General features: G+C 38.8%; 22 protein-coding genes and 3 tRNA genes. 2 read left to right on the forward strand and 23 right to left on the reverse strand.

The features are described 5' to 3' along the window. Nucleotides 1-4: 4 nt before the first annotated feature. From leuB to FYJ25_RS11170, 8 genes are all read right to left on the reverse strand, one after another. Nucleotides 5-1,087: a 3-isopropylmalate dehydrogenase gene (leuB, locus tag FYJ25_RS11135; protein ID WP_021907261.1), complete on the reverse strand. Its 1,083-nt coding sequence runs from the start codon at nt 1,085-1,087 to the stop codon at nt 5-7. A gap of 122 nt (nt 1,088-1,209) precedes the next feature. Next, nucleotides 1,210-2,022, reverse strand: a complete 813-nt coding sequence (locus tag FYJ25_RS11140; protein WP_096240483.1) for a peptidoglycan recognition protein family protein — start codon at nt 2,020-2,022, stop codon at nt 1,210-1,212. Between the two features lie 99 nt (nt 2,023-2,121). Further along, nucleotides 2,122-3,573 carry an IMP dehydrogenase gene (gene guaB, locus FYJ25_RS11145; RefSeq protein ID WP_021906718.1) on the reverse strand — a complete coding sequence of 484 codons (1,452 nt, stop codon included), beginning with the start codon at nt 3,571-3,573 and terminating at the stop codon, nt 2,122-2,124. A gap of 362 nt (nt 3,574-3,935) precedes the next feature. Then, complete coding sequence (locus tag FYJ25_RS11150; RefSeq protein WP_096240485.1) at nt 3,936-4,430, reverse strand: hypothetical protein; 495 nt, start codon at nt 4,428-4,430, stop codon at nt 3,936-3,938. A gap of 326 nt (nt 4,431-4,756) precedes the next feature. Beyond that, nucleotides 4,757-6,154 (reverse strand): NADPH-dependent glutamate synthase, encoded by a 1,398-nt coding sequence (gene gltA / locus FYJ25_RS11155; protein ID WP_154581326.1) that lies wholly within the window; start codon nt 6,152-6,154, stop codon nt 4,757-4,759. A 1-nt stretch (nt 6,155) separates the two neighbouring features. Continuing rightward, on the reverse strand, nt 6,156-6,989 hold the full coding sequence (locus FYJ25_RS11160; protein WP_021906398.1) for a sulfide/dihydroorotate dehydrogenase-like FAD/NAD-binding protein: 834 nt from the start codon (nt 6,987-6,989) through the stop codon (nt 6,156-6,158). A 186-nt stretch (nt 6,990-7,175) separates the two neighbouring features. Further along, nucleotides 7,176-8,849 (reverse strand): glutamine--tRNA ligase/YqeY domain fusion protein, encoded by a 1,674-nt coding sequence (locus tag FYJ25_RS11165; RefSeq protein ID WP_205677395.1) that lies wholly within the window; start codon nt 8,847-8,849, stop codon nt 7,176-7,178. 82 nt (nt 8,850-8,931) lie between these two features. Beyond that, nucleotides 8,932-9,600, reverse strand: coding sequence for a cell wall hydrolase (locus FYJ25_RS11170; protein ID WP_157908570.1), 669 nt, complete (start codon nt 9,598-9,600; stop codon nt 8,932-8,934). A gap of 275 nt (nt 9,601-9,875) precedes the next feature. Between FYJ25_RS11170 and FYJ25_RS11175 the strand changes: the two genes are divergently transcribed. Further along, nucleotides 9,876-9,948 (forward strand) — tRNA-Thr (locus FYJ25_RS11175). Nucleotides 9,949-10,112: 164 nt separating this feature from the next. Here the strand turns inward: FYJ25_RS11175 and FYJ25_RS11180 are convergent. From FYJ25_RS11180 to FYJ25_RS11215, 8 genes are all read right to left on the reverse strand, one after another. Beyond that, complete coding sequence (locus FYJ25_RS11180; RefSeq protein WP_154581327.1) at nt 10,113-12,017, reverse strand: BglG family transcription antiterminator; 1,905 nt, start codon at nt 12,015-12,017, stop codon at nt 10,113-10,115. 118 nt (nt 12,018-12,135) lie between these two features. Further along, nucleotides 12,136-12,498, reverse strand: coding sequence for a PTS glucitol/sorbitol transporter subunit IIA (locus FYJ25_RS11185; protein ID WP_021906394.1), 363 nt, complete (start codon nt 12,496-12,498; stop codon nt 12,136-12,138). A gap of 153 nt (nt 12,499-12,651) precedes the next feature. Further along, on the reverse strand, nt 12,652-13,671 hold the full coding sequence (srlE, locus tag FYJ25_RS11190) for a PTS glucitol/sorbitol transporter subunit IIB (RefSeq protein ID WP_096240495.1): 1,020 nt from the start codon (nt 13,669-13,671) through the stop codon (nt 12,652-12,654). Nucleotides 13,672-13,705: 34 nt separating this feature from the next. Next, nucleotides 13,706-14,251: a PTS glucitol/sorbitol transporter subunit IIC gene (gene srlA, locus FYJ25_RS11195; protein WP_147607425.1), complete on the reverse strand. Its 546-nt coding sequence runs from the start codon at nt 14,249-14,251 to the stop codon at nt 13,706-13,708. Between the two features lie 14 nt (nt 14,252-14,265). After that, the gene (locus FYJ25_RS11200; RefSeq protein WP_021906391.1) at nt 14,266-14,715 is read right to left on the reverse strand and encodes a transcriptional regulator GutM; all 450 of its coding nucleotides are present in this window, start codon (nt 14,713-14,715) and stop codon (nt 14,266-14,268) included. Nucleotides 14,716-14,773: 58 nt separating this feature from the next. Continuing rightward, on the reverse strand, nt 14,774-15,574 hold the full coding sequence (locus FYJ25_RS11205) for an SDR family oxidoreductase (protein WP_021906390.1): 801 nt from the start codon (nt 15,572-15,574) through the stop codon (nt 14,774-14,776). A gap of 427 nt (nt 15,575-16,001) precedes the next feature. Beyond that, a complete protein-coding gene (locus FYJ25_RS11210; RefSeq protein WP_147607469.1) occupies nt 16,002-16,508 on the reverse strand; it encodes a shikimate kinase in 507 nt (168 codons plus the stop codon). A gap of 73 nt (nt 16,509-16,581) precedes the next feature. After that, on the reverse strand, nt 16,582-17,736 hold the full coding sequence (locus FYJ25_RS11215; RefSeq protein ID WP_154581328.1) for a ComEC/Rec2 family competence protein: 1,155 nt from the start codon (nt 17,734-17,736) through the stop codon (nt 16,582-16,584). 402 nt (nt 17,737-18,138) lie between these two features. Between FYJ25_RS11215 and FYJ25_RS11220 the strand changes: the two genes are divergently transcribed. After that, the gene (locus tag FYJ25_RS11220) at nt 18,139-18,894 is read left to right on the forward strand and encodes a hypothetical protein (protein ID WP_154581329.1); all 756 of its coding nucleotides are present in this window, start codon (nt 18,139-18,141) and stop codon (nt 18,892-18,894) included. A 198-nt stretch (nt 18,895-19,092) separates the two neighbouring features. On the opposite strand, the gene rlmB is transcribed toward FYJ25_RS11220, so the two are convergent. The 7 genes from rlmB to FYJ25_RS11255 all read right to left on the reverse strand — a co-directional run bounded on the left by rlmB (nt 19,093) and on the right by FYJ25_RS11255 (nt 24,113). Further along, on the reverse strand, nt 19,093-19,836 hold the full coding sequence (rlmB, locus tag FYJ25_RS11225; RefSeq protein WP_021906386.1) for a 23S rRNA (guanosine(2251)-2'-O)-methyltransferase RlmB: 744 nt from the start codon (nt 19,834-19,836) through the stop codon (nt 19,093-19,095). 1 nt (nt 19,837) lies between these two features. Continuing rightward, complete coding sequence (locus FYJ25_RS11230; protein WP_021906385.1) at nt 19,838-20,275, reverse strand: Mini-ribonuclease 3; 438 nt, start codon at nt 20,273-20,275, stop codon at nt 19,838-19,840. Further along, nucleotides 20,260-21,654, reverse strand: a complete 1,395-nt coding sequence (gene cysS, locus FYJ25_RS11235) for a cysteine--tRNA ligase (protein ID WP_154581330.1) — start codon at nt 21,652-21,654, stop codon at nt 20,260-20,262. Before cysS ends, FYJ25_RS11230 begins: the two co-directional genes overlap by 16 nt. A gap of 170 nt (nt 21,655-21,824) precedes the next feature. Continuing rightward, nucleotides 21,825-23,075: a GNAT family N-acetyltransferase gene (locus FYJ25_RS11240; RefSeq protein ID WP_154581331.1), complete on the reverse strand. Its 1,251-nt coding sequence runs from the start codon at nt 23,073-23,075 to the stop codon at nt 21,825-21,827. Then, nucleotides 23,072-23,632 (reverse strand): 2-C-methyl-D-erythritol 2,4-cyclodiphosphate synthase, encoded by a 561-nt coding sequence (gene ispF / locus FYJ25_RS11245; protein WP_021906382.1) that lies wholly within the window; start codon nt 23,630-23,632, stop codon nt 23,072-23,074. Before ispF ends, FYJ25_RS11240 begins: the two co-directional genes overlap by 4 nt. Nucleotides 23,633-23,945: 313 nt before the next feature. Further along, nucleotides 23,946-24,019: transfer RNA gene (locus tag FYJ25_RS11250), tRNA-Met, on the reverse strand. 21 nt (nt 24,020-24,040) lie between these two features. Continuing rightward, nucleotides 24,041-24,113, reverse strand: a tRNA-Val gene (locus FYJ25_RS11255). Nucleotides 24,114-24,592 lie beyond the last annotated feature (479 nt).

Raw genomic sequence — 24,592 nt, forward strand, 5'->3', positions numbered from 1 at the left:
TTTTTTAAATGCGTTCTGCGATAAGAGTTCCCATTTCTTTACATCCAACCTTTGTCATTCCCTCAGACATGATATCAACGGTACGGTATCCATCCTTTAATACCTGTTTTACCGCATGATCTACAGCATCTGCTGCCTCATCCATATTGAAGGAATAACGAAGAAGCATGGAAGCAGAAAGAATGGTTGCGATTGGATTAGCAATGTTCTGCCCTGCGATATCCGGTGCGGAGCCATGACTTGGTTCATATAATCCAAAGCTTCCTTCTTTTAAACTAGCAGAAGATAACATTCCGATAGAACCAGTTACCATGCTCGCCTCATCCGATAAAATATCTCCAAACATATTCTCTGTAAGAATAACATCAAACTGCTTTGGATCTCTTACTAACTGCATAGCACAGTTATCAACTAACATATGCTCTAACTCTACTTCCGGATAGTCCTGAGCTACCTCATTAACAACTTTTCTCCATAAACGGGAAGAATCCAATACGTTCGCTTTATCTACGCTTGTTACTTTCTTTCTTCTCTTCATAGCGATATCAAAACCGCGGACAGCAATACGGCGAATCTCTTCTTCACTGTATGTAAGTGTATCTACAGCCTTTGTCACACCATCTTCTTCAAATGTCTTTCTTTCTCCAAAGTAAAGACCACCTGTAAGTTCTCTCATAACAACGAGATCAAATCCATCTCCGATAATATCTTCTCTTAACGGACAGGCATCTTTTAATTCCTCATAAAGATAGGCCGGTCTCATATTGGCAAATAATCCAAGTCCTTTACGGATCGCAAGGAGTCCTGCTTCGGGTCTTAAATTCGCTGGAAGCTTATACCATGGAGAAGTTGTTGTGTTGCCACCGATGGACCCCATCAGCACAGCATCACAGCTTTTTGCTGTTTCTAAAGCTTCTTCTGTAAGAGGCTTTCCCGTTGCATCAATAGATGCACCACCAAGAAGAATATCTGTATAATCGAATTTCTCATTATATTTCTCTGCTACTTTATCGAGCACCTTAAGTGCTTCTGCCACGATTTCCGGACCAATTCCGTCTCCTCGGATTACACCTACTTTATAACTCATCGTTTCATCCCTTTCCTTTTTCTTCTATCTTCATACCCTTTATGAATTAAGACGCATCATTTCCTGCAAATTAATAATTCAAATACTTATGGGTATAGATACTCACGTTTCTTTATCATATCTCATTTTTCTATTATAATCAATCTTTTTTCCAGACATTCCTGTACTTTATTGCAAAATTCTCTCCATGCCTGCTCATGTTTTACATAATATTTAGGACACATTTTTCCTGTAACGTCATAATGGCGAATCACATTTTGGGAAGATAATCCATACATCTTGCAAATCCATGCTGTCAGACGCACGACAGAATCATAAGTTTTCTCATTAAACTTTCCATCCTTTCCCGGGTGACAGCACTCAATAGAAATCGTATCTTTATTTCTGTTATTCGATGCATAAGAAATCTCATTTTGTGGAATACACTGAATAATCTCTCCATCTAAGCCGACAATATAATGGCTGCTTGCCTTCGTAGTATGTGTATTTTGGAGATTATTAAAATAATCCCGATTCTCCTTTGCCGTACTACCTGGATTCGCAACATAATGAATCACTACACCTTTTACTTTTTTAAGGGCGATTCCGCTTCTGCTATATGGGTTCTTATCTAAAAAGTCTTCTGTGATTTCCGGTCTCCCACAAGGTCCATCCTCTGCGGGAAGTACTCGATTACCGGATGCTTCTCCCTTTTCCTGCTCCTGTGATGTTCCTGCTACTTTCGCCGGCATCCAAAGTAGGCTATTATGTAAAACAGAAATAAATAATGCCAAAAGAAAAACCGTAATAATCAGCTGCTTTTTATTTGACGTCTTTCTAGTTGATATCTTTCTATTTGATGTCTTTTTCTTTCCTCTGCGTTTTTTCCCAGACTTTTTCCTTTTCCTCACTTTATTATTCTTCCAGACCTGTTTCCGGTCTCTGGAAAAAAACATCTGATCACCTCTTTCTAAAGTAAAAATCAAACTTTCCTATAAAGTAAAAAAACTGCGCAGATGAAGATTCCCCCATCTGCGCAGCCCTTTGCGTTCTTATTATTCTACACTATAGTTTGGTGCCTCTTTTGTGATATGAATATCATGAGGATGACTTTCTTTTAAGGAAGCTGCTGTAATCTTTACAAACTGTCCCTTTTCTTTTAATTCCTGAATCGTCTTTGCTCCGCAATATCCCATACCGGAACGTAATCCTCCAACAAGCTGGAAGATGGTATCTTCCACTTTACCTTTATAAGCTACACGGCCTTCTACACCTTCCGGTACTAACTTCTTCGCATTAGCCTGGAAGTAACGGTCTTTACTTCCGTTCTCCATAGCTGCCAGTGAGCCCATTCCACGATATACTTTATATTTTCTTCCCTGATATAATTCAAACTCTCCCGGACTCTCATCACATCCTGCAAGAAGTCCACCAAGCATAACAACGTTCGCTCCTGCTGCAATCGCCTTTGTAACATCACCAGAGAACTTAATTCCACCATCTGCAATAATTGGAATATTATACTTATCTGCCATCTCATAGCAATCCATAACAGCAGTAACCTGAGGAACACCGATACCAGCAACAACACGTGTTGTACAGATAGAACCAGGTCCGATTCCTACCTTAACAGCATCAACACCACATTCGATCATAGCCTTTGTTCCCTCTGCTGTTGCGATGTTACCTGCAATAACCTGTAAGTCAGGATACTTCTCTTTTACTAAAGCAAATGTCTTTAATACGTTAGCTGAATGTCCATGTGCTGTATCAATAACGATAACATCTACATGAGACTTCACAAGCTCATCTACACGATTTAAGATATCTGGTGTACATCCTACTGCCGCACCACAAAGAAGACGTCCGTTGCTGTCTTTAGCGGAATATGGATAACGAATCTGTTTCTCAATATCCTTAATTGTGATCAAGCCTTTTAAGTTAAAGTTATCATCTACAATAGGTAACTTCTCTTTTCTTGCTTTACCGAGAATCTGTTTTGCTTCTTCTAATGTAATTCCTTCTTTTGCGGTAACTAAACCTTCAGAAGTCATAGACTCTTTAATCTTCTTATTAAAGTTTGTCTCAAACTTTAAGTCACGATTTGTAATAATTCCAACTAACTTGCCGTTCTCTGTAATCGGAACACCTGAGATACGGAACTTCGCCATCAGGTCTTCTGCCTGCTGTAAAGTATGTTCCGGGGATAGATAGAAAGGATCTGTAATAACACCGTTCTCTGAACGCTTTACCTTATCTACTTCTTCTGCCTGGGCTTCAATGGACATATTCTTATGAATAATACCAATTCCTCCCTGACGTGCCATAGCAATTGCCATCTGATGCTCTGTAACTGTATCCATGCTGGCACTCATAAATGGAATGTTTAACTTAATCTTGTTTGTAAGCTTTGTCTCCAGATTAACTTCATTCGGAATAACTTCTGAATATCCTGGAACTAATAATACATCATCAAATGTAATCGCTTCTTTAATGATTTTTCCCATTGTTTTCTTCCTTTCCATCCTTGAATAATTGATTAAAAAATATAGCTAATATTAGTAAATTATGTTAGCAAATAAATCCACTTTTGTCAACGTGGCAAATAAAACAGTTTTTTATAAAATTCCGGCTTAAATATTATACAATTTCACGTATTGCAAAAAATAAACGAAAAATCTGACTTTTTAAATTTTAAAAAATAGATGAACCACCAAATCCTGTAATATATAAAAATGCTTCGTTTCACTGCATCCAAACCGCTCAATCGCAGCTTGGCCTTGCTCAAAGGCACATTTTTATATATGACAGGATTCGGTGGTTCTGTTTATTCTCAAACCTTCAAAATAAGACTTCTCGTTCTTTTTTATTATTTGGTTTTACGAATAGAAATCGTTTGCAGATATTTTGCCCTCTTAATATCCGCTTCTATTTCTTCCTTCATTTCTTCGTATGTTCCTTCTTCTTTTGCTTCAGAAATCATTTCTTTAATTTCTTCGTCCGTCATGCTAAACGAATATGCCAGGCCAATTCTTTTTGCCTCATATGTTCCCAATTCATCTTCGGCAGGGCTTTGATTCAATCTTACAATCAATTCTATAACAACATCTTTCATCTCAGAAAAAATATTAGTACCATTTAACATCACAACATGACTATGTTCTTCATCGTTTCTAATTTCTATTTCATCGATACAATTATTCGAATCTACATGTACTAAAAGTGATGACTCGTAAAAATAGTAATTATCTTCGTACTTATCAACTTCACCCACAGCTTTCACAACAGACGAAATACTATTTCCAAACATAATCTCTATACCATCACATTGAATACCCTTACCCACTTCAATCTGTACTTCCATTTTTTAAATATCTCCCGTTCAATATATTTTTATAGACATAATATTCCATCTTGTTTGCAAAAGCAAGCTCACATCATTTTCTTCTGAAAAATCCCCCAATCCATCAGATAAACAATACATAAAATTTTTTATTGAGAAGTTTAAGGTTTTTCCGCTAATTTGTAGTTTTTAAAATGAACAGAACCTCCGGAATTTATAGTATGTAAAAATGCGCCTTAGAGCAAGCTCTTAATGCGGGTGAGCATTAAGAGTGCAGTGATACGAAGCATTTTACATACTATAAATTTCGGAGGTTCGTCCGTCTTATTCAAACTGGTAAATCAGAATTATTTACTTGACAATTTCTCATCAATTGCAGCGGCAGCTTTCTTTCCAGCTCCCATAGCAAGGATTACTGTAGCAGCCCCTGTTACAGTGTCTCCACCAGCGTAAACGTTCTCTTTGGAAGATTCCATAGTTTCTTCGTTTACGATGATTCCGCCCCACTTCTGGCACTCAAGACCTGGTGTTGTGTGGCGGATCAATGGGTTAGGGCTCTGGCCAATCGCAATGATTACTGTCTCAATATCAAGGATGTAGTTAGAGCCTTCAACCGGTACAGGGCGTCTTCTTCCAGATGCATCTGGCTCGCCGAGTTCCTGTTTGATGATCTCCATTCCTTTTACCCAGCCGTTGTCATCGCCAATAATCGCAGCAGGGTTATTTAAGAACTTAAAGATGATTCCTTCTTCTTTTGCGTGATGAAGCTCTTCTAAACGGGCAGGAGCTTCTTCTTCGCTACGACGGTATACAATATAAACTTCTTCTGCACCAAGACGTTTTGCTGTTCTTGCTGCATCCATAGCTACGTTACCGGCACCTACTACGGCAACTCTCTTTCCAACCTTTACTGGTGTTGGGACTTCTGGGAACTTGTAACCTTTCATAAGGTTTACACGAGTGAGGAACTCATTAGCGGAGTATACTCCAAGTAAGTTTTCTCCCGGAATATTTAAGAATCTTGGCAGACCTGCACCGCTTCCTACGAATACTGCTTCGTAACCGTCTTCCATCAGTTCATCGATTGTCACAGAACGTCCAACGATTACGTTTGTCTCGATATCTACACCAAGATCTTCTACGCTCTTGATTTCTCTTGCAACTAAGGCTTTCGGCAGACGGAATTCAGGAATACCGTAGCTTAAAACACCACCAGCTTTATGTAAAGCTTCAAATACTGTTACATCGTAACCTTTCTTAATCAGCTCGCCTGCACAGGTGATTCCGGATGGACCAGAACCTACTACAGCGACCTTCTTACCGTTCTTTTTAATCTCTGCCTTTACTGGTGCAGCATGTTCCATATGATAATCTGCAACGAAACGCTCCATACGTCCGATGGCTACCGGCTGGCCCTTGATACCACGCACACATTTACCTTCACACTGGTTCTCCTGTGGGCATACACGTCCACAGATTGCAGGAAGTGCGTTTTCACTTGTGATGATCTCATAAGCAGCTTCAAAGTCTCCTTCTGCTACTTTCTCGATAAATCCTGGAATTGGTACATTTACCGGACATCCGCCTACACAAGGTTTATTCTTACAGTTTAAACATCTTGTTGCTTCTTCCATCGCCATCTCAGCAGTATAACCAAGAGCAACCTCATCAAAGTTTTTATTTCTTACGTCTGGTGCCTGTTCCGGCATTGGAACCTTTGTCAGACTCATATTCTTCTTTGCCATCTTATGCTTCTCCTCCCAGTGCCATCATCTTACATTCGTGTTCTTCTTCTTTAAACATTCCCTGACGCTTCATACATTCATCAAAGTCTACAAGGAATCCGTCAAAGTCCGGTCCGTCTACACAGGCAAACTTTGTCTCTCCGCCGATCGTAACACGACATCCACCGCACATTCCTGTTCCGTCAATCATGATAGGGTTCAAAGATACCATTGTATGAAGATCAGCAGGTTTTGTAACATTCACAACATTCTTCATCATGATCAGTGGTCCGATAGCGATACATTCATCATAAACTTCCCCTTTATCTAAAAGATCCTGAAGAACCGTTGTAACAAATCCCTTTGTTCCTTCGCTTCCGTCATCTGTTGCTATATAAACATTCTCACAGAATTCGCGGAACTTATCAGCCCATAAAACGTACTCTTTGCTCTTACCACCGATGATAACATCTACTTTTGTTCCATTCTCAGCTAACTTACGAAGCTGTGGATACAGAGGGGCAGCTCCAACACCACCGGCAACACCGATGACTTTGTTCTCTCTCTTTTCAAGAGATGCAGGTACTCCAAGAGGACCTACAAAGTCTGCCAGATATTCGCCTTCTTTTTTCTGGCTTAAAAGAGTTGTTGAATATCCTAAGATCTGATAGATAATAGTAACAGTCTCTTTTTCTCTGTCATAATCCGCGATAGTAAGTGGTACTCTCTCACCATCTTCATCCACACGAAGAATGATGAACTGTCCAGGCTCACATTTACGTGCTACGAAAGGAGCATGGATTTCCATCAGTTCTACAACGCTGTTAAGCGTTTCTTTTTTTACGATTTTGTACATACGGTTACACCTCACTCATAATCTCGCCAATCTAAATAACTAAATTTTAGCGTGCCTTTATTATTACATGAACAAGAAAAAAACTCAAGTAAAAACCGCAAAAAGTAAGTATTTCTGCGGCTTTCACGATTCTATCCTGTCATAAATATAACGATAAGTTCATAACAACTCCCGAGAGCTTACACCTTATTTTTTCGGTTTATAAGAACTCTTCAGAGAAACAATGCGGTTAAATACCAAATGATCCTCTGTACTGTCTTTTGCATCACAGCAGAAATATCCCTGTCTTACAAACTGGAAACTATCATAAGCCTTGCTGTCTTTCAGACCAGCTTCTAACTTACATTCCGGAAGAATCGTCAGAGAATTTGGATTTAAATTAAGACTTCCATCCTCATTGTAAACACCTTTCTCTTCATCTACAATGTTCTCATATAAACGAACTTCTGCATCTACACATTCATCTGCACATACCCAGTGAATCGTTCCTTTTACTTTACGTCCGGTAAATCCGCTTCCGCTCTTTGTTTCCGGATCATACGTACAGTGGATTTCTGTCACTTTGCCGTTCTCATCTGTAATGTAATCTGTACATTTTACAAAATAAGCATTCATAAGACGAACTTCATTTCCCGGATACATACGGAAATATTTCTTTGGAGGGTCAATCATAAAATCATCTCTTTCGATATAAAGTTCACGACCAAAGGCAACTTTACGACTTCCCAACTCCTCATTCTCTTTATTATTCTCTACATCCAGGTACTCAATCTGTCCTTCCGGATAGTTTGTAATAACAACCTTTACAGGATCAAGAACTGCCATCACACGAGACTTCTTAAGTTTTAAATCATCACGAATACAGAATTCTAACATCGCATAATCTACAGAACTCTGTGCTTTAGAAACACCTGCAAGCTCAATAAAAGTACGGATAGCATCCGGGGTAAAACCTCTTCTTCTAAGAGCTGCGATGGATACGAGACGTGGATCATCCCATCCATCTACGACACCATCTTCTACTAACTTTTTAATGTAGCGCTTTCCGGTAATTACATTGGTCAAATACATTTTTGCAAATTCAATCTGTCTTGGAGGCTGTTCGAAACCAACTTCTTTTACAACCCAGTCGTAAAGAGGTCTGTGGTCTTCAAATTCCAGCGTACAGATAGAATGTGTTACACCCTCGATTGCATCTTCAATTGGATGTGCAAAATCATACATTGGATAAATACACCATTTATCTCCTGTATTATGATGTGTCATATGTGCAACGCGGTAGAGAATCGGATCTCTCATGTTAATATTACCGGCAGCCATATCAATCTTTGCTCGAAGTACTTTCTCTCCATCTGCAAATTCACCATTCTTCATCTTTTCAAAAAGTTCAAGATTCTCTTCTACAGAACGGTTACGATATGGGCTTTCTTTCCCAGGTTCTTTTAATGTTCCTCTGTATTCACGAATTTCTTCTGCGGACAGATCACAGACATATGCTTTTCCTTTCTTAATCAAAGAAACGGCTGCCTCATACATCTGATCAAAGTAGTTGGATGCAAAAAACAGTCTGTCTTCATAATCTGCCCCTAACCACTGCACATCTTTCTTAATAGATTCTACGAATTCCATTCTTTCTTTTGTAGGATTCGTATCATCAAAACGCAGATTAAACTTGCCATGATACTTCTGTGCCAGCCCATAGTTTAATAAAATAGACTTTGCATGTCCGATATGAAGATATCCGTTTGGTTCCGGAGGGAATCTGGTCATGACATGATCATACACACCCTCTTCTAAATCTTTATCAATCGCCATCTCTATAAAATTTTTCGATACTTTTTCTTTTTCTTCCATTCTCATCCTCCTGTAATTCTATAAAGGCTTCGATTCCCTTTAACTGCGTTCTATCATATCATACTTATTTTTCCTGTACAAGTGAAAATCAACGGTCTTCTTCTTTATAGAAGTAAGTATTGTCTCCAATCTGCCCATATTTCTTATAACCTTTCAGCTTTTTATACGAAGAAGCACGAAAATACATGATATAAGAAGGCAGATTTCTTTTTTTGCCGGCAAGCGCATCGTCTACCGCCTGTATACATTCCTGAGATGGCTTTCTGTCTATATATGGATATGTCTCAGTTTTTTTGTCATAATATGCACTAAATTGTGCCTTTTCCCTCACTACATCCATTAAATCATCCGGATATTTGTCAGATTCTAAACGATTTAACATACAGCTAATCACCGCTAACGAACCTTCGTACCCTGTATCACATTCCATAGAAACCACTTTATAAAGAATCTGGCGGTCACCGGCACTGATTTCATTATCATATTTTACCGGAACCGCCATCGTCTCTTTTACTTTTTTCTTATTACTTATTTTATTACTTTTCTCATTACTTTTTTTATGATTCCTCTGCTTTTTTATTTCTGTCTGTTTTTTCTCTTGCTGAAGCTGTAAAAAAGTACGCCCTTCAAAAGAAATCCAGTCGTCCGCTACAAATGGAAAAAGCATCTGTGATGCACTGACATTCTGAAACCAAAAAAGCCACAACACTAACACCAGTAAAATATGCCTGTAATTCCCATGTTTTTTTCTATTCATATTTTTCTCCTGTCTTATTATTTCGCTATCGCGATTTCTAATAATATATGACAAGAAGACAAAAAATATGCATTTTTGATTTTTTGACCTTGGTATCATAAAAGGTATTTTTTCCCTGATTTGATGTCACGAATTACTCCGTATTTTAACCTTTTGACCCTGGTATCATCATATTGTGCCAATAGTACATATTTTTTAAAAATTTAATAAAATTCCGTTGACAAACCGAATAGGGCATGATAAAATCCTTTTTGTCAGGTTTGTATATCTGAATTGCTGATGTAGCTCAGTCGGTAGAGCGTCGCCTTGGTAAGGCGGAGGTCTCGAGTTCAAGTCTCGTCATCAGCTTATATCTATGCTGAAAAAGAAAAAGAGAGTTATCCAATGAATATTATTGGATAATTCTCTTTTTCATTATATATACCAAATGTGAAATGAGATATACCATGTACTATTAGGGAATCCTTGTTATAGTACATGGCTGTTTTTGCAACATTCTCTTAAGCAGACAATTAATTTCTCTTATATAATACCTTCATAAAATCAATATAATTCCCTGAATGCGTAATTTTTTCAATGAGCTCATCATTTTTTACAAGTGACATAATCTCATCATAGACACAGATCAAAAGATTTTCATCTCGAATTTCTTCCGGGAGCGCCAGCAAAAACACAACTTGAATATTGTCATTTTTATATGGCATCGGCTCACGAAATACTCCCACAGATAACACAATGGCATCTCCTGCCTTTTGTACAGCATGAGGAATCGCAATATTGTCAATGATCATACTGGATTTCGATTCTTTTTCCCATACCCGTTCTTTGAAGTCTTCATCAACATATCCATTTTGACAAAGAGTATCCATCATCTGGTCTAAAGCGGAAATATAATCTTTTTGTTCTGAAAGATTAAAAAAGGTATCTTCTTTTAAAATATTAGCCATTACATACCAATTATCATCAAGAATCACCGCATCTGTTCCTTTACAAAACTTCGCCTGGCGAAGCTTGTTTTTCAGTTCATTCTCATCAAAAATCTCATGAATATAAATAACCGGACATTCACATTCTATCATGTGCTCCGTTGTACAGATTACAATATCATACTGATCAAGAATATCACTGACTGCTTCAGACGGTGCCAGTATATCAAGCTGACTGCTGCTGTCAACTACTTTACGAATCTGCACAGCAAATAACTGTGCTGTAACTCTTCCCTTATCGCTGATCACTGCAATCTTTTGCTGCTTTTGATTCAAAGTATTTACTTCAAGGAACACCCCAAAATAAGCTGCCAGATACCCAAGTTCTGCCTGTGTCACTGCAACTTCCGCTTCCTCACCGATTACTCTCGCCGCTATTTCTGCCATTTTAAATGCAAGCGGATATTTGTAATGAATGTCTTCAAACATCGGATTATCAATGTGTACATTATAACGAAGCCTGTTTATCATAAACATAATATGATACATAAACTTCTCTGCAAATTCATGAGGATCAATTGAAATATTTAATTCCAGACGAATCCCCTCTACAATCTTTTTCAGTAATGGATGAATCTTCTCATCGAGTTCTATGCTGTACATATTTTTACTGTCTGCAGGTGTACGCATACCAATGATCGGCAAAAAAACAAATATTTTTTCTTCTATTGGAATTTCAATGTAAAATTCTTTTGAAAGATTATCAATTAACTGATTCACAAATGAAAAACTGTTTCTTGATACTAAATTATAATACTTTTCCGGCATACGGGTAATGATATGTCCCGTAAGAAAACGATCAAACATTAATGTCATATAGTTCTCAAACATTTTCTGTGTTGATTCTTCAAAATTCTGTTCAGCCAGCGCTTCTCTGATCCCTTTTAGCATCAATTCATCCTGGGGATAATTCTGATAAATAGAGTCAAAAAGATTCTCCATAACAAACTTTCGAATATTAAGTTCCGAACCGGCAAGAGCTAATCCCTTACTGGTCTTTCCAACAATCTCAAGCTCGTAGTCTTCCATTGTCTGGCGAAGCTTTTTTAAGTCACTGATCAATGTACTTCGCCCTATATTCATCTCATAAGCAAGGTCATCTGTAAGTACCGGCTCCATCGCTCTCATAAGCTTCGCAAAAACATACTCCTGTCTCTTGTGGGAAGAATTCATCAAATCATCTGTTTCTATAATACGGGCATACGCATTTTGAAAGTCTCTCGTATCAAACACTCTAAGACCGCACTTTCCCTGATTAATTTCTATCAGGCCACTGTTTTTTAATTCTTTGTTAATGTCTTTTATATCATTCCGAACTGTACGCTCACTTACGCCAAATCGTTCTGCCAGTGTCTCAATATTTAATGTAGAACTTTTTCGCAAAACAGACAGGATGTTAGCCTGTCTGTTGTCACCAAATAAATTTTTCATACCTTGTCCGTTATCCTTTTCAGATTTTCTGGTTATGTTTTGGTTTCGTATTAATATTTTCTGTAATTATTCAGAATCCATTCACCAAAACGAATCATCAATAATTCTGAATTACTACTTATTCTATAATCTGGATTGTTGTACCGATCTTGATTTCCGGAACTGGTTTTTCCTCTACATAAAGAGTTCCCGGAAGTTCCGCTTCTGTCATGCCATTAAAGCGGATCGTACAATGACCCAGACCTGCGAGTGTTACCGGTGCCTCTTCTCCGACACAGGTAATCTTATATTCATTTTCATCAATTTTTAATGTCTGTCCTGCCTTGATTTCTCCATTAATCGGATTCACATCAACAGAGTAACAATAATCTCTTAATTCTGCCGGAGCACTGTCTCCAAAAATAATAATGAAGTCTCCTCCATTCATCATCATAATATCTTTTCCAAGTTCTTTTACTTTGTTCTCATAAATTATAGCCATGATTCTTCTATCCTTTCTACAGTTTGCTCCTTTTAATTGTAACACATTCTCCAATACATGTAAGAGCTAATTTTAATATTTTATTCAAGTCGAGCAGGATGCCGGAGCATTCCTCTTCTCTGACATCCTCTATTTACTTTTTGTTTTATTTACTTAAGCGTATAATCCAAAACTTGCTGCATATGCAATTAATACACGAATCCAGCCTGTTAAAAATCTGGAATACATAACGGAAAGTACACCAACTTCAATTGTTTCAGGCTCTGCTTCAGCAAGTCCAAGACCTACTGGAATAAAGTCACATGCACCCTGGCAGTTGATTGCAAAAAGTGCTGGAAGTGCAAGCTGAGGAGCAATGTTTCCTTTTCCAATTTCTGTTCCGATCAATGTACCAACAATCTGTGCAATAACCGCTCCAGGTCCAAGTAATGCAGATAATCCAGGAATAGAACAAATGACACCAAGAGCAACCAGTCCAAAAACATTTCCTGCTAATGGAGTCAGTAATTTTGCAAATGCATTACCAAAACCAGAACCGTTAATGATACCTACTAACAAAGATACAAATGCCATGAACGGAAGAAGTGTTGTGATACATGTCTGAATCGCATCACGACCTGCCTGATAAAATGTATTTACAAACTTACCAACACCTAAACCTACTTTTGTGATGATAGATTTGTTTTCCTGTGCAGCAAGTGTTTCTGATACTTTCTGATCTGCATTAAACTTCACTGTTTTTTCTTCCTTCTTCTCAGAAGTCTCTACAGACTTTGCAGCTTCTTCTACATCTGCTTCATCTGCAAGAGAAATCTGTTTGGATGTAACAGCAGATACATAGATATCTTCTGTGATAAAGTTTGCAAGTGGTCCTGATTTACCTACCGGCATAACGTTTACTGTTGGAATTCTTTTCTGTGGATAAATACCACAGCGTAATGTTCCTCCACAGTCTACGATAACCATAGCAAGTTCTTCTTCTGGTGCTGAACCATGGAAACCATCTACTGGTGTCATTCCACTAAGTTCTACGATTTTCTTCAGACATTCCGGTGCAGTTCCACCACCGGTAATATACATAACTTTATTTTTCTGTTCTGTTGGACGGATAATTAACGGTCCGCCAAATCCCTGTGGGCCTCTTTCTATTCTGATTGCTCTTAATTCTGACATTTTCGTTCCTCCCTTATCGTTCCTTCTAATCTTCCTATGCCTTTAATGTGCGGCTAAGTTTTACACCCTGCTGCTTCTCTACATATCTTGTAGTAAATTCTGTCACCCATCCTGAAATAAAGTTTGCTACAAGACCAACTAAAAGATAACGTACTGCTAATGGTGTTGTATCAAGATTTAATGCAGAGATACCATTTGCGATTCCAAGCCATACAAAAAGCTCTGAAGCATTGATATGTGGAAAAATACCATTGTTTGTATGACAGTGATATGTTGCAGATGCATAATATGCTGGCTTATAAAATTCTGGCATGAACTTACCCATGGAAAGAGCCATTGGGTTACCTAACATAAATGCAGATACAAATGGAAGTACCAGATAACGGAGAACCGGATTCTTTGTACATACTTTTGCAAGTTTATTTACAGATTCATTTCCTGCTAATGCGATGATTGCATTCATTAATAATAACAGCATCAGGACAGTTGGAATGATTCCTGTAACCCAGCTTACAAACTGCTCTCCGCCTAATGTAAAAAGATTCATAAATCCTGACGCTAATTTAACTAAAATATTCATAGTTACCTCCCTCTTTACGCTCCTGCGCGTCGATTAAATAGATTTGTTACGATATTGCCTGCTTTCTGGAAATTGGAAGGAGGCTGTGCTATTTCTTCTCCTGCTATATATTTCTTATAAGTCAGCGCTGCGTCCTCTACTGCTTTTCTCAGATTTCGATGCCCTTTTTCTACATCATCTACAGATAATTCTCCAATGTATCGTCCTTCAAATCCCGGAAAATTTTTCACTCTCGCCAGAAATGTTGTCCCTTCTATCTTTTTGGATTCCTGAATAATCCCCTCATCATCTATGCGGAACATTACAATTGCTCCTGCATGGAATCCTCCGGACTTTCTGCCGATCGCCACCTTGCCCTTCCGTCTCATTCTGACAAATTCATTATTGAAATTCTTCATCTGAAAACTGCTTAACACAAATTGGATTACAAATGCAAGTCCAATCACCAACGCCATCTTTATCATAGCTTACCTCCTTCTTCTCTCCATTTTCCATTCCTATGAAGTAATTATCCTGAAGTAATTATCCTCTGGACTTTCCTCCGGAAATGTTAACTGTTGTTCCTGTGATGTAGCTTGCCTGATCAGATACAAGGTATGCTACAAGGCTTCCTACCTCATCAAGCTTTCCATCTCTTCCAATTGGAATTACTTTACTGTAGTCTGTAGATAAATCTTCTGGTTTTACCCCTCTTGTATAAGCTAAAGCTTCATTGTAAGCAGCGGTACGAAGTCCTGTTGCTTCCATGATACCAGGAGCACATGCAACAACTCGTACATTGTACTTTCCAAGTTCCTTTGCCCAGGAACGAGTAAAGCTGTCTACTGCTCCCTTTGTAGCAGAGTATGCTGACTGACCCTGAGAACCTTCTTTTCCGGACTCGCTGGACATATTAAGAATAACTCCATGTCCCTGTTTTACGAGTTCTCTTGCAACTGCCTGTGCACAGAGGAATACGCCCTTTACATTAACTGCAAACATTTTTCCGAAAGAATCTTCGTTTAATTCGTACTCTGGTTTTTCTCCCTTTACATCAACAAGCAGTCTTGGAAGATTAATTCCTGCATTATTTACTAATGCATCGATCTTACCATACTTTGCAAGAACAGCCTGTACCATCTGGTTTACACTTTCCGGATCAGTAACATTACACTGCACACAATATGCTCCGTCAAGCTCATCTCCTGTCTTTACATTAAGATCGACTGCAACTGCCTTTGCTCCAACCTTTACAAGTGTGTCTACTACGTGTTTTCCGATTCCGGAAGCACCACCTGTTACGATAACAACCTGTCCGTCTAATCCCAACCAATTTCCATTCATCATGTAATCCTCCTTTTTTAAATCTGCTTTTAATTTTTGCCTGTGGCTTTGTAAGTGTTTCAAGCACTTTTTGTTTACAACGCCATTATAGTAAGAATTACCTGCTTTTTTAATACGTCCTTTTTCGAGCTTTCTGAAAATCAATTATCTGTCTGATTTCCCTGCTTGTGAAAAGGATTAATACACCTGGTTTCCCTGACTGTGAAAAGGATTAGTACACCAAATTTCCCTGACTGTGAAATCCGGCAAACGAAGCAAAGTCACCAAAAGTCACAAATCGAAAAAAGCCATTATGCAACAACTACCTCCCAACCATCTGATACTACATATTCTCATATTAGATAGTAATATAAAGCAGCTTTTCATAATGACTTTTTAATCTCGTTTCACACACTGACATGCCGAGCGGTATCAGCCTATGGATGTGCTAACAAAACTTTTCTTTCAGTAATTCCAGTGTTTCTTCAATTCCTTTGTTATCTTCATCAATGATAATATCCGCATATTTCTCATAGAGAACACTTCTCTCTTCGTATAGATCAAGCAATGTCTGCCCTTCTTTTAATGCCACACCTCTTCCTTTTAAATCGCCAAGACGCTTTGACAAAATCTCATATGGGCAGCGAAGGTACACGATCTGGCATGTATCTTTATAATGTAACATCGCTTCTTCACAATAGACTGCGCTTCCACCTGTTGCTATAACAGAATGCTTCGCATCCACATCACGATTCACCTGATTCTCTACTGCAAGAAAACCATCATGCCCCTTTGTTGCGATAATATCCTTCAACAACATTCCTTCCTGTTCCTGAATCAAAAGATCCGCATCTAGAAACTGATAACCGATCTCCTTTGCCAAAATAACACCGATCGTACTCTTCCCTACACCGGGCATACCGATCAAAACAATACTTTTTCCGTCTTTCATCATAATACTCAATCGTTCTCCTTTATCATATCTTTATTCTCTTTCATTCCATATCTGTAAATCTGCAAATCCTCATCTACGGTTCGCATACTTTACAGGCTTCATACCCTTCCTTTATCAAAGTATTCCTGCTTTTTGAAGATGTAATACGATTCTCCTCATTCATCTGCTTTACAAAACGACAGGATGGCAGATGAAACTTGCCTGTGTCTTCATTTATAACATAAGACACCTGTGTTTTGGAAGTATTTTTTGAACTATCCCCTGACTTTCCCTTAGAAATATTCTTCGATGAGGAATTCCAGTTAGACGAAGAACCCTTTGGCTCTCCCGGTGTCCAGGTTGTATCCGGAGAAACATTCCATGTAATATTCTTTCCATCGCTATATGCCACAATCGTTCCCTGATTATCGGTACGGAATGTCTTAATCCCTCTGCTTCGGAAATTAGTTAATGTCTGGGCAGAAGGATGCCCGTACTTATTCCCCTCACCACAACTGATTACCGCATAAGAAGGATGTACCTTATCAAGAAAATCATCACAGGAACCCGTCTTACTTCCATGATGAGATGCCTTATATACATCTGCGGAAATATCTTCCCCCTTCGCTAACATATCTTCCTCTGCTTCTTTCTCTGCATCACCTGTAAACAGAAAACGATTCTCTCCGTATTGAAGTACCATTCCAATCGACCAGTTATTCGTCTCATCTCCATAGCCCTTCACCGGAGCAATCACTGTAAAAGACGCATCTCCTAATGTATATGTTTCTCCAGGCTTTGGCGCCTGTGCCTTCTGATTCTTAGACTTCAATGCCTGCATAACATCATCATATGTTTTCGTATCCGAAGTCACTCCCGGCATAAAAATCTTCTTACAATCAAACTTATAAACTACAACATCAAGACCTCCGATGTGATCCGCATCCGGATGGGTACCGATGACATAATCAAGCTTCTCTATACCCTGACTGTTCAAATAAGACTGTACCGCTGTTCCCTCACTATTATCACCCGCATCGATCAGCATCGCATGATCCCCAGCTTTTATCAAAGTAGCATCTCCCTGCCCTACATCAATAAAATGTACTTCCATACCGGAATCTGACTGCTCCGTCTTCCCGGAAATCTGGCTTCCACTTTCAAAAAACTCAGCTGAAGTACCTGAACTGCATCCTGCTATAAAAAAAGCCAGAAATACTGACATTAAAATCACTTTTATCTTTCTCATATGTGCCCTCCTATCTAACAAACGTATGTTTGTTTACTATCATATCGTATTTTTACAGAAAGGTCAATAGCCTTTTGTCCTTCTCTTATCATCACTTGCCATATTTTGTTTTTACTTACTGTGTATTTTTATTAAATTTTTACAGGAACACATCATATAAAGCAATTGTTTTTTTCACAAAAATACGATATGATATTCAAGTCGAGCAGCCGCGAGACTTGGCGCGTGATTCTGGTCAGCGTAAGCTGACATATTCTTTACAGAATCACTGCGCATCCTCGCGGAGCGTTTATCTCAGTCGGAGATTGGACTCCCACTGAGACAAATTTGCTGTCACTCACCACCTGAAAGAGATGGGAGTCTTCGCGACTGAGATAAACAATTAAGAAAGGAATGTGTGTTATGTTTGAAATGTTTGCTACCATTGTAGCCGCATGCGCTGCCGCTATCTATGGTCTTTCACGATCTGTTTTTATGACCGGCGTACATCGTAACCTTTACCGCGCCGCATTTATCGGTATTATCATTATCATATATGTTACTTACCGTATTCATCATTACATCAAGTTTCGGAGAATCAAAAAGTTGCATGTCGATTTTGATGATTATCTTTATTATGATAAGTACACCTCTCCACTTTATCGGGCAGGTTACTTTATCAGTTACCTTATACAGAATATTCTCTTTGATTACACTTACATGAAGAGAAACTTTAACTTCTGTAAAGGTCTTGACGTTTACGATGGAGGCGTAAGCGAATACTATATCAAGTTCCGTAATACATGGTACCGCTATTTGAAGCTTACCCTGATGCGCCACCGCATCTCATTAAAGAAATTACAGGCATTTTCCTGTGACATGAAAAATGAGATGATTATCGCTGCTTTAGAAACACCGGAAGAAAAAGAATTGTATCATGACTTTGCCAAAGAGGCTGAATGTCATTTTCAGGAGCATAAGGCTCTTAACAAACAAAATCTCGCACAATTTGCAAATTATGCCGAGATCACACCTATATTTCAAAAAAATATATTAAAGCATTATCATGCTCTTGCCTATTCCCTTAAAAAGGAACCAGAGTTGATCGCAATGGTGAAGAAGCAGGAATTCCGTAAAGAAAGAGATGTCAATGACTTTAAAAAGACTAATTTTCGATAGATAATCGTAATTTGCCGTAGGCAAAACAGACACTCCCAAAGAGAAAAAACACCCTATATTTGTGGCCTTAAAGCAAGGTTTGGATGCGAGCGCATAAAGCGAGCATTCAAACCGCTGCGACTAAAGTCACAAATATAGGGTATCTTTTTTCTTCGAGGGTGTCTGTCTGTCACCGAATTAAACCAGAACTACTCAGAACTATTTCCCCATTCTCTGTCTTACGATTTCAAATGCAAGTACTCCTGTTGCTACAGAAGCATTCAGAGAATCTATATCTCCCTTCATTGGGATAGAAGCAACATAATCGCACTTCTCTTTTACAAGGCGGCTTACACCGTTGCCTTCATTTCCGATGATAAGACCGATCGAACCGGTAAGGTTCAGATCATACATGAGTTCTCCACCCATATCACCACAGACAAACCACATACCTTTGTCTTTCAGTTCATCAATTGTTCTTGAAAGATTTGTCACACGAGCTACTGGTGTATAATTCAGTGCGCCGGCAGATACTTTAGCTACCGTACTGGTAAGTCCTACCGCACGTCTCTTTGGAATAATAACGCCATGTGCGCCCGCAAGATTTGCGGTACGAATGATTGCTCCTAAGTTATGTGGATCTTCAATCTCATCGCAAAGAATAAAGAATGGTGCTTCGCCCTTTTCCTCTGCTTTTTTAAATAAATCTTCTACCGTTGCATATTCATAAGCGGCTGCAATCGCAACAACACCCTGATGCTTTTCGTGAGAAGATAAAGAGTCAAGCTTCTCTTTAGAGACAAACTTAATTAATGTGTCCCTTTTTCTGGCCTCACGAAGGATTGACCTGACCGGTCCGTCCTGACAGCCATCTAAAATAAATAATTTATCAATCGTTTTACCGGAACGATATGCTTCTAAAACTGCATTACGCCCAACGACAGTACATTCTTCGTATGCCATGTTATTCCTCATTTCTATTTGCTTTTTCGGACAGACAGATACGGATTAATTCTTCTAACCGCTCCATCTGGCCGGAAAGATATAAATACCCCATTAATGCCTCAAAACCTGTTGCGATATGATAATCGTGACTGGACTGATTTTTAGCCGGAGATAAAGACTTTGCATTCTTTCCACGACGAAAAACTGCTTTTTCTTCATCGGTAAGCAGAGGCTTTATTATCTCCATCATCTCTGTCTGTGCTGCTGCATTAACGTAACCAATCGTCTTTTGATGATAGTGATTCGCCTTATCATTCCCCTTTGTCACAACCATTGTACGGACAAACAACTCAAAGATACAATCTCCAATATAGGCAAGCCCCAGGGAAGAATAGCCCCGAAGCTCTTTTTCCGTCAAAGGAAAATGTTCTGCAATCCCTTTTAAGCACGTTTCCATTTGACACCTGCTCTTGTATCTTCAAGAATGATTCCCTTATCTGCTAACATATCACGAATTTCATCTGCACGTGCAAAGTTCTTTGCCTTTCTTGCTGCCTGTCTTTCTTCGATCAATGCTTCGATATCATCATCAAGAAGTTCTTCTTTTTTCTCTGTGATAATACCAAGGATATCGCACAACTGTACAATCGTATCAAAAAGATGCTGTACATATGCCTTACTTCCACTCTCCGCTGTAATATTAGCAAGTTTTACAAGCTCAAAGATTGCAGCAATAGCATCTGCTGTATTGAAGTCATCTTCCATAGCCGCTTCATATTTTTCTTTTAATGAAGTTACTTCTTCCATATGCTTCTGATCCTCTGCTGTAAGCTCACCTTCTGGAGCTGCTGTAAGAACCTCTCTTAAATGATCAACAGCAGTAAGAATTCGCTCAAGGCCGTTCTTAGACGCTTCCACTAAAGTATCGCTGAAGTTTAACGGACTTCTGTAGTGGGCGCTGAGCATAAAGAAACGAATTACCTGTAAAGGATACTTCTCGCTGATTTCTCTTACCGTAAAGAAGTTCCCTGCTGATTTAGACATCTTTTTATTGTCAATATTTAAAAATGCGTTATGCATCCAGTAATTTGCAAACTTCTCATCATTGCAGGCCTCACTCTGTGCAATCTCATTCTCATGATGAGGGAATACCAGATCCTCTCCACCTGCGTGAATATCAATCGTGTCCCCGATATACTTCTTAGACATCTCGGAACATTCGATATGCCAGCCCGGACGGCCTTCTCCCCAAGGAGATACCCATGCTGGTTCGCCTTCCTTCTTTGGCTTCCATAATACGAAGTCCATCGCATCTTCTTTTTCATCACTTACCGCGATACGGATTCCTGCTCTCATGTCATCAAGATTCTTCTTAGAAAGCTGACCATAATTCTTAAACTTACGGGTACGGAAATATACTGTACCATTCTTCTCATAAGCATAGCCTTTTTCAATCAATGTAGAGATCATGGCAATCATTCCGTCAATTTCCTCAGTTGCCTTTGGATTGTGTGTTGCAGGCTCAATATTAAGCCCTTCCATGTCCTTCTTACATTCTGCGATAAAACGCTCTGAAATCTCTGAAGCCGGTACGCCCTCTTCATTCGCCTTCTTGATAATCTTATCATCTACATCTGTAAAGTTAGAAACGTAATTTACATCGTATCCTTTATATTCAAAATATCTTCTTACTGTATCAAACACGATCATTGGTCTTGCATTACCGATGTGGATATAATTATATACGGTAGGTCCACAAACATACATACCAACCTTTCCTTCGTGTACCGGAACAAATTCTTCCTTTTGTTTGGTAAGTGTATTATACAGTTTCATAGTCATCCTCCTTTATCAATGAAAAAGCTCCGCCTCCCTGAGACGAAGCCTTCCGCCGTCTTTATTTACGTACTTTTTAGTCTATTCAATTTCCTCACTTTTGTCAATAAAGAAATCAAAGAAAATACCTGATAACAGAAACAAAACTCTAATCATATGCCAAAAAACTTTTAAACAATCTCCATGATACAGTTTTTTGAAAGCGGACAAATATTTTTTAACAAATCCTTTGTCTCTCCTGATAACGTAGTACAATCATCTACGCACTCTTCTTCAGCGCCAAAAAGATATTCTGTAAATGCTGCAACAGAAATACTTTCTTTACAGTCTCCTTTTGTATCCCCTGTCTTTTGAATTAAAACTTTTCTATTTTTCAGCAGAAAATGGTATACCCCACTCTGTTCTTCCAGATAGTTGTCTTCTATATAAATATCTGCTTCACAAATAGCTTCTTCACCATCAGCTGTCTTCTCTTCCAATGTACTGTATCCCTGTGCCCCTGGCACGTTACACTTTAAAAATACACTAAGCTTCTCTAAATCTAACAAGCGGAACATAATCTTCTTTACCCGTTTAGCAGGCATATACCGAAAACATCCCTGTAATCCAATTTTATCTGTGGCATCCTTCCATGATGTATCAAGAATAAGCTGATAACGATTATAGTGATACTTCTTTTCACAATACAGCATGGTCTGTTCTAAAAAGCTTTCTCTTTTCGTATCGTCTGCACAAAAGACCTGAGACAGGACAAAATAGCTGTCTTCTGCACCTACCGCAGTTCTTCCAATATACTTTTCTCCTTCAAAAACATAAAGAACCTGCCCAAAATCACTTTCCACTTCTTTTTCCATTCTTCGAATATAGTCTGGAGAAATGTCTGTATAAATATCAAATACCGTATCTTTAACCGCATTTTCCTGTGCTGTAATCTTCTCAAGTTCTGCTTCAGAAATCTCCGCTTTAAATGTATACTTTTCCGCTTCTCTTTCTTCTGGTATATACAGATCTGGCAGATACTCTACCTCCTGTTCTATCTGTGTCATTCCAAATCGAAAATCAAACGGCAGGTAATAATTCTCATCTGCCGGCATCAGGTACGTAAAGCATTCTCCCCTGCTGCGAAGTGTCTGAAAACTTTCTATTAAAAGCTCCTTCATCACTCCCTGTCTTCTGTATTCCTTATCGGTCGCTACCCCAACAATATACTTTGCCCTAACCGGCTGTTCATGTACATGAAGCAGATAAGGATTCAAATGTAACATACCCTTTGCAACATCTTCTTCCTGATTTATTAAGACTTCATTCTTTCCATATACTTCCTTAAAATAAAAATCTGCGTATGAGACCGGATCATGAAAATTGTCCTGCCACATTTCATAAATTCTCTGCTTTTTTGTTCCGTCATCCCAGACAATCATTCTCTCGTTCCTCCAAATCTGGCGCAGCCTCCACAGCCGGCACAGTTTCTGTCTTCCATGAGAACATCTGCCCCAACATAATTCTGAATTTCTGAAAGAAGACACACAGAAGATGCCGCAATACCAAGACCTTCTCCGGTAAATCCAAGACCTTCTTCCGTAGTAGCCTTCACATTAACCTGGCCTTCCTGAATTCCAAGTACATTCGCAATATTTTTCTTCATCTGTGGAATATACGATGCAAGCTTTGGTCTTTGCGCAATCACTGTCGCATCAATATTTTCAATAAAATATGCTTTCTCCTGTAACAGCTTTCCAACCTCTTCAAGAAGTTTCATACTGTCTGCTCCCTCGTATGCCGGATCATTATCTGGAAAATGCTTTCCAATATCTCCAAGAGCCGCTGCTCCAAGAAGTGCATCCATTACGGCATGTAATAATACATCCGCATCCGAATGTCCAAGCAGTCCCTTTTCATAAGGAATCTCCACACCACCAAGGATCAACTTTCTATTTTCTACAAGACGATGTACGTCATAACCATTTCCAATTCTCATAGGTCCTCCAAACTCCGCACTATGCGAATTCTTATTCTACTTTTTATTTTTCCTTTTTCAGTTTACCACATCCGATAGCGGGAGAAAAGTTTTTCTTCACAAAAATTTACATGAGCAACATAAAAAAGCCATTATACAGTAACTGCGCCCTTTGAGTAAAGAATCAATGTATCAACACAAGTTGTGTAAAATACGAGGCAGCTTTGCATAATGACCTTGTCCGTTCGTCTATTAAATTATAAGTATCTATCCGTTTCCACTGTCCAAAACCATACATCAAACCACATATGTCCGGCTTAAATGCAATAAAAAATAGCGGGAACTGGATTTGAACCAGCGACACCGCGGGTATGAACCGCGTGCTCTAGCCAACTGAGCTATCCCGCCATAAATATTGATAAAAATAAGTGGGACCTACAGGACTTGAACCTGTGACCCTCTGCTTGTAAGGCAGATGCTCTCCCAGCTGAGCTAAGATCCCACGTCATCAACGAAATTCATTATACTATAAGCTTTGAAATGTGTCAAGACTTTTTTTGTTTTTTCAAAAATGTAACACATGATATACTTCTACTGCACATCTTGATAATTCTTCCAGATGATTGTCAAATGGAGAATCAGCCCCACCACTGAACAAATAATGTTTACCTTTTCAATACTTTTATTTCATTTCTATTCACACATCCCATGTGGGATGTGACTTAGTTACATTTGAAGTATCAAAATTACTAAAATCATTTCTACTCACACATCCCGTGTGGGATGTGACTTAGTTTCAGAACTCATGGCAATATACATATAATATTTCTACTCACACATCCCGTGTGGGATGTTGTTAATGATTTCATGAGCTGTCACCAGACTGCTCACACGAATTGTCATCAGATTGCTTAACTGCCTGTCATAGATAATGGTGGATTCGCCGCCCGAAAACGGGCGGCTGACTTTTACTTAGTTGTG

Origin of the sequence: Anaerobutyricum soehngenii, from assembly GCF_009697165.1 — a bacterium.
Classification (GTDB): domain Bacteria; phylum Bacillota; class Clostridia; order Lachnospirales; family Lachnospiraceae; genus Anaerobutyricum; species Anaerobutyricum soehngenii.

Coding starts and splice junctions, on each gene's coding strand:
- FYJ25_RS11240 (WP_154581331.1), bottom strand. CDS start 23,075: ATGATTGTCTGGGATGACGGAACAAAAAAGCAGAGAATTTATGAAATG.
- ispF (WP_021906382.1), bottom strand. CDS start 23,632: ATGAGAATTGGAAATGGTTATGACGTACATCGTCTTGTAGAAAATAGA.
- FYJ25_RS11200 (WP_021906391.1), bottom strand. CDS start 14,715: ATGATAAAGATGGCGTTGGTGATTGGACTTGCATTTGTAATCCAATTT.
- srlA (WP_147607425.1), bottom strand. CDS start 14,251: ATGAATATTTTAGTTAAATTAGCGTCAGGATTTATGAATCTTTTTACA.
- leuB (WP_021907261.1), bottom strand. CDS start 1,087: ATGAGTTATAAAGTAGGTGTAATCCGAGGAGACGGAATTGGTCCGGAA.
- guaB (WP_021906718.1), bottom strand. CDS start 3,573: ATGGGAAAAATCATTAAAGAAGCGATTACATTTGATGATGTATTATTA.
- FYJ25_RS11215 (WP_154581328.1), bottom strand. CDS start 17,736: ATGAGAAAGATAAAAGTGATTTTAATGTCAGTATTTCTGGCTTTTTTT.
- FYJ25_RS11205 (WP_021906390.1), bottom strand. CDS start 15,574: ATGAATGGAAATTGGTTGGGATTAGACGGACAGGTTGTTATCGTAACA.
- FYJ25_RS11170 (WP_157908570.1), bottom strand. CDS start 9,600: ATGAATAGAAAAAAACATGGGAATTACAGGCATATTTTACTGGTGTTA.
- FYJ25_RS11230 (WP_021906385.1), bottom strand. CDS start 20,275: ATGGAAACGTGCTTAAAAGGGATTGCAGAACATTTTCCTTTGACGGAA.
- FYJ25_RS11180 (WP_154581327.1), bottom strand. CDS start 12,017: ATGAAAAATTTATTTGGTGACAACAGACAGGCTAACATCCTGTCTGTT.
- cysS (WP_154581330.1), bottom strand. CDS start 21,654: ATGAAACTGTATAATACACTTACCAAACAAAAGGAAGAATTTGTTCCG.
- rlmB (WP_021906386.1), bottom strand. CDS start 19,836: ATGGCATACGAAGAATGTACTGTCGTTGGGCGTAATGCAGTTTTAGAA.
- FYJ25_RS11210 (WP_147607469.1), bottom strand. CDS start 16,508: ATGATGAAAGACGGAAAAAGTATTGTTTTGATCGGTATGCCCGGTGTA.
- gltA (WP_154581326.1), bottom strand. CDS start 6,154: ATGGCAAAGAAGAATATGAGTCTGACAAAGGTTCCAATGCCGGAACAG.
- FYJ25_RS11165 (WP_205677395.1), bottom strand. CDS start 8,849: ATGAGAATGGAAGAAAAAGAAAAAGTATCGAAAAATTTTATAGAGATG.
- FYJ25_RS11150 (WP_096240485.1), bottom strand. CDS start 4,430: ATGGAAGTACAGATTGAAGTGGGTAAGGGTATTCAATGTGATGGTATA.
- FYJ25_RS11140 (WP_096240483.1), bottom strand. CDS start 2,022: ATGTTTTTTTCCAGAGACCGGAAACAGGTCTGGAAGAATAATAAAGTG.
- FYJ25_RS11220 (WP_154581329.1), top strand. CDS start 18,139: ATGTTTGAAATGTTTGCTACCATTGTAGCCGCATGCGCTGCCGCTATC.
- FYJ25_RS11160 (WP_021906398.1), bottom strand. CDS start 6,989: ATGTACAAAATCGTAAAAAAAGAAACGCTTAACAGCGTTGTAGAACTG.
- srlE (WP_096240495.1), bottom strand. CDS start 13,671: ATGTCAGAATTAAGAGCAATCAGAATAGAAAGAGGCCCACAGGGATTT.
- FYJ25_RS11185 (WP_021906394.1), bottom strand. CDS start 12,498: ATGGCTATAATTTATGAGAACAAAGTAAAAGAACTTGGAAAAGATATT.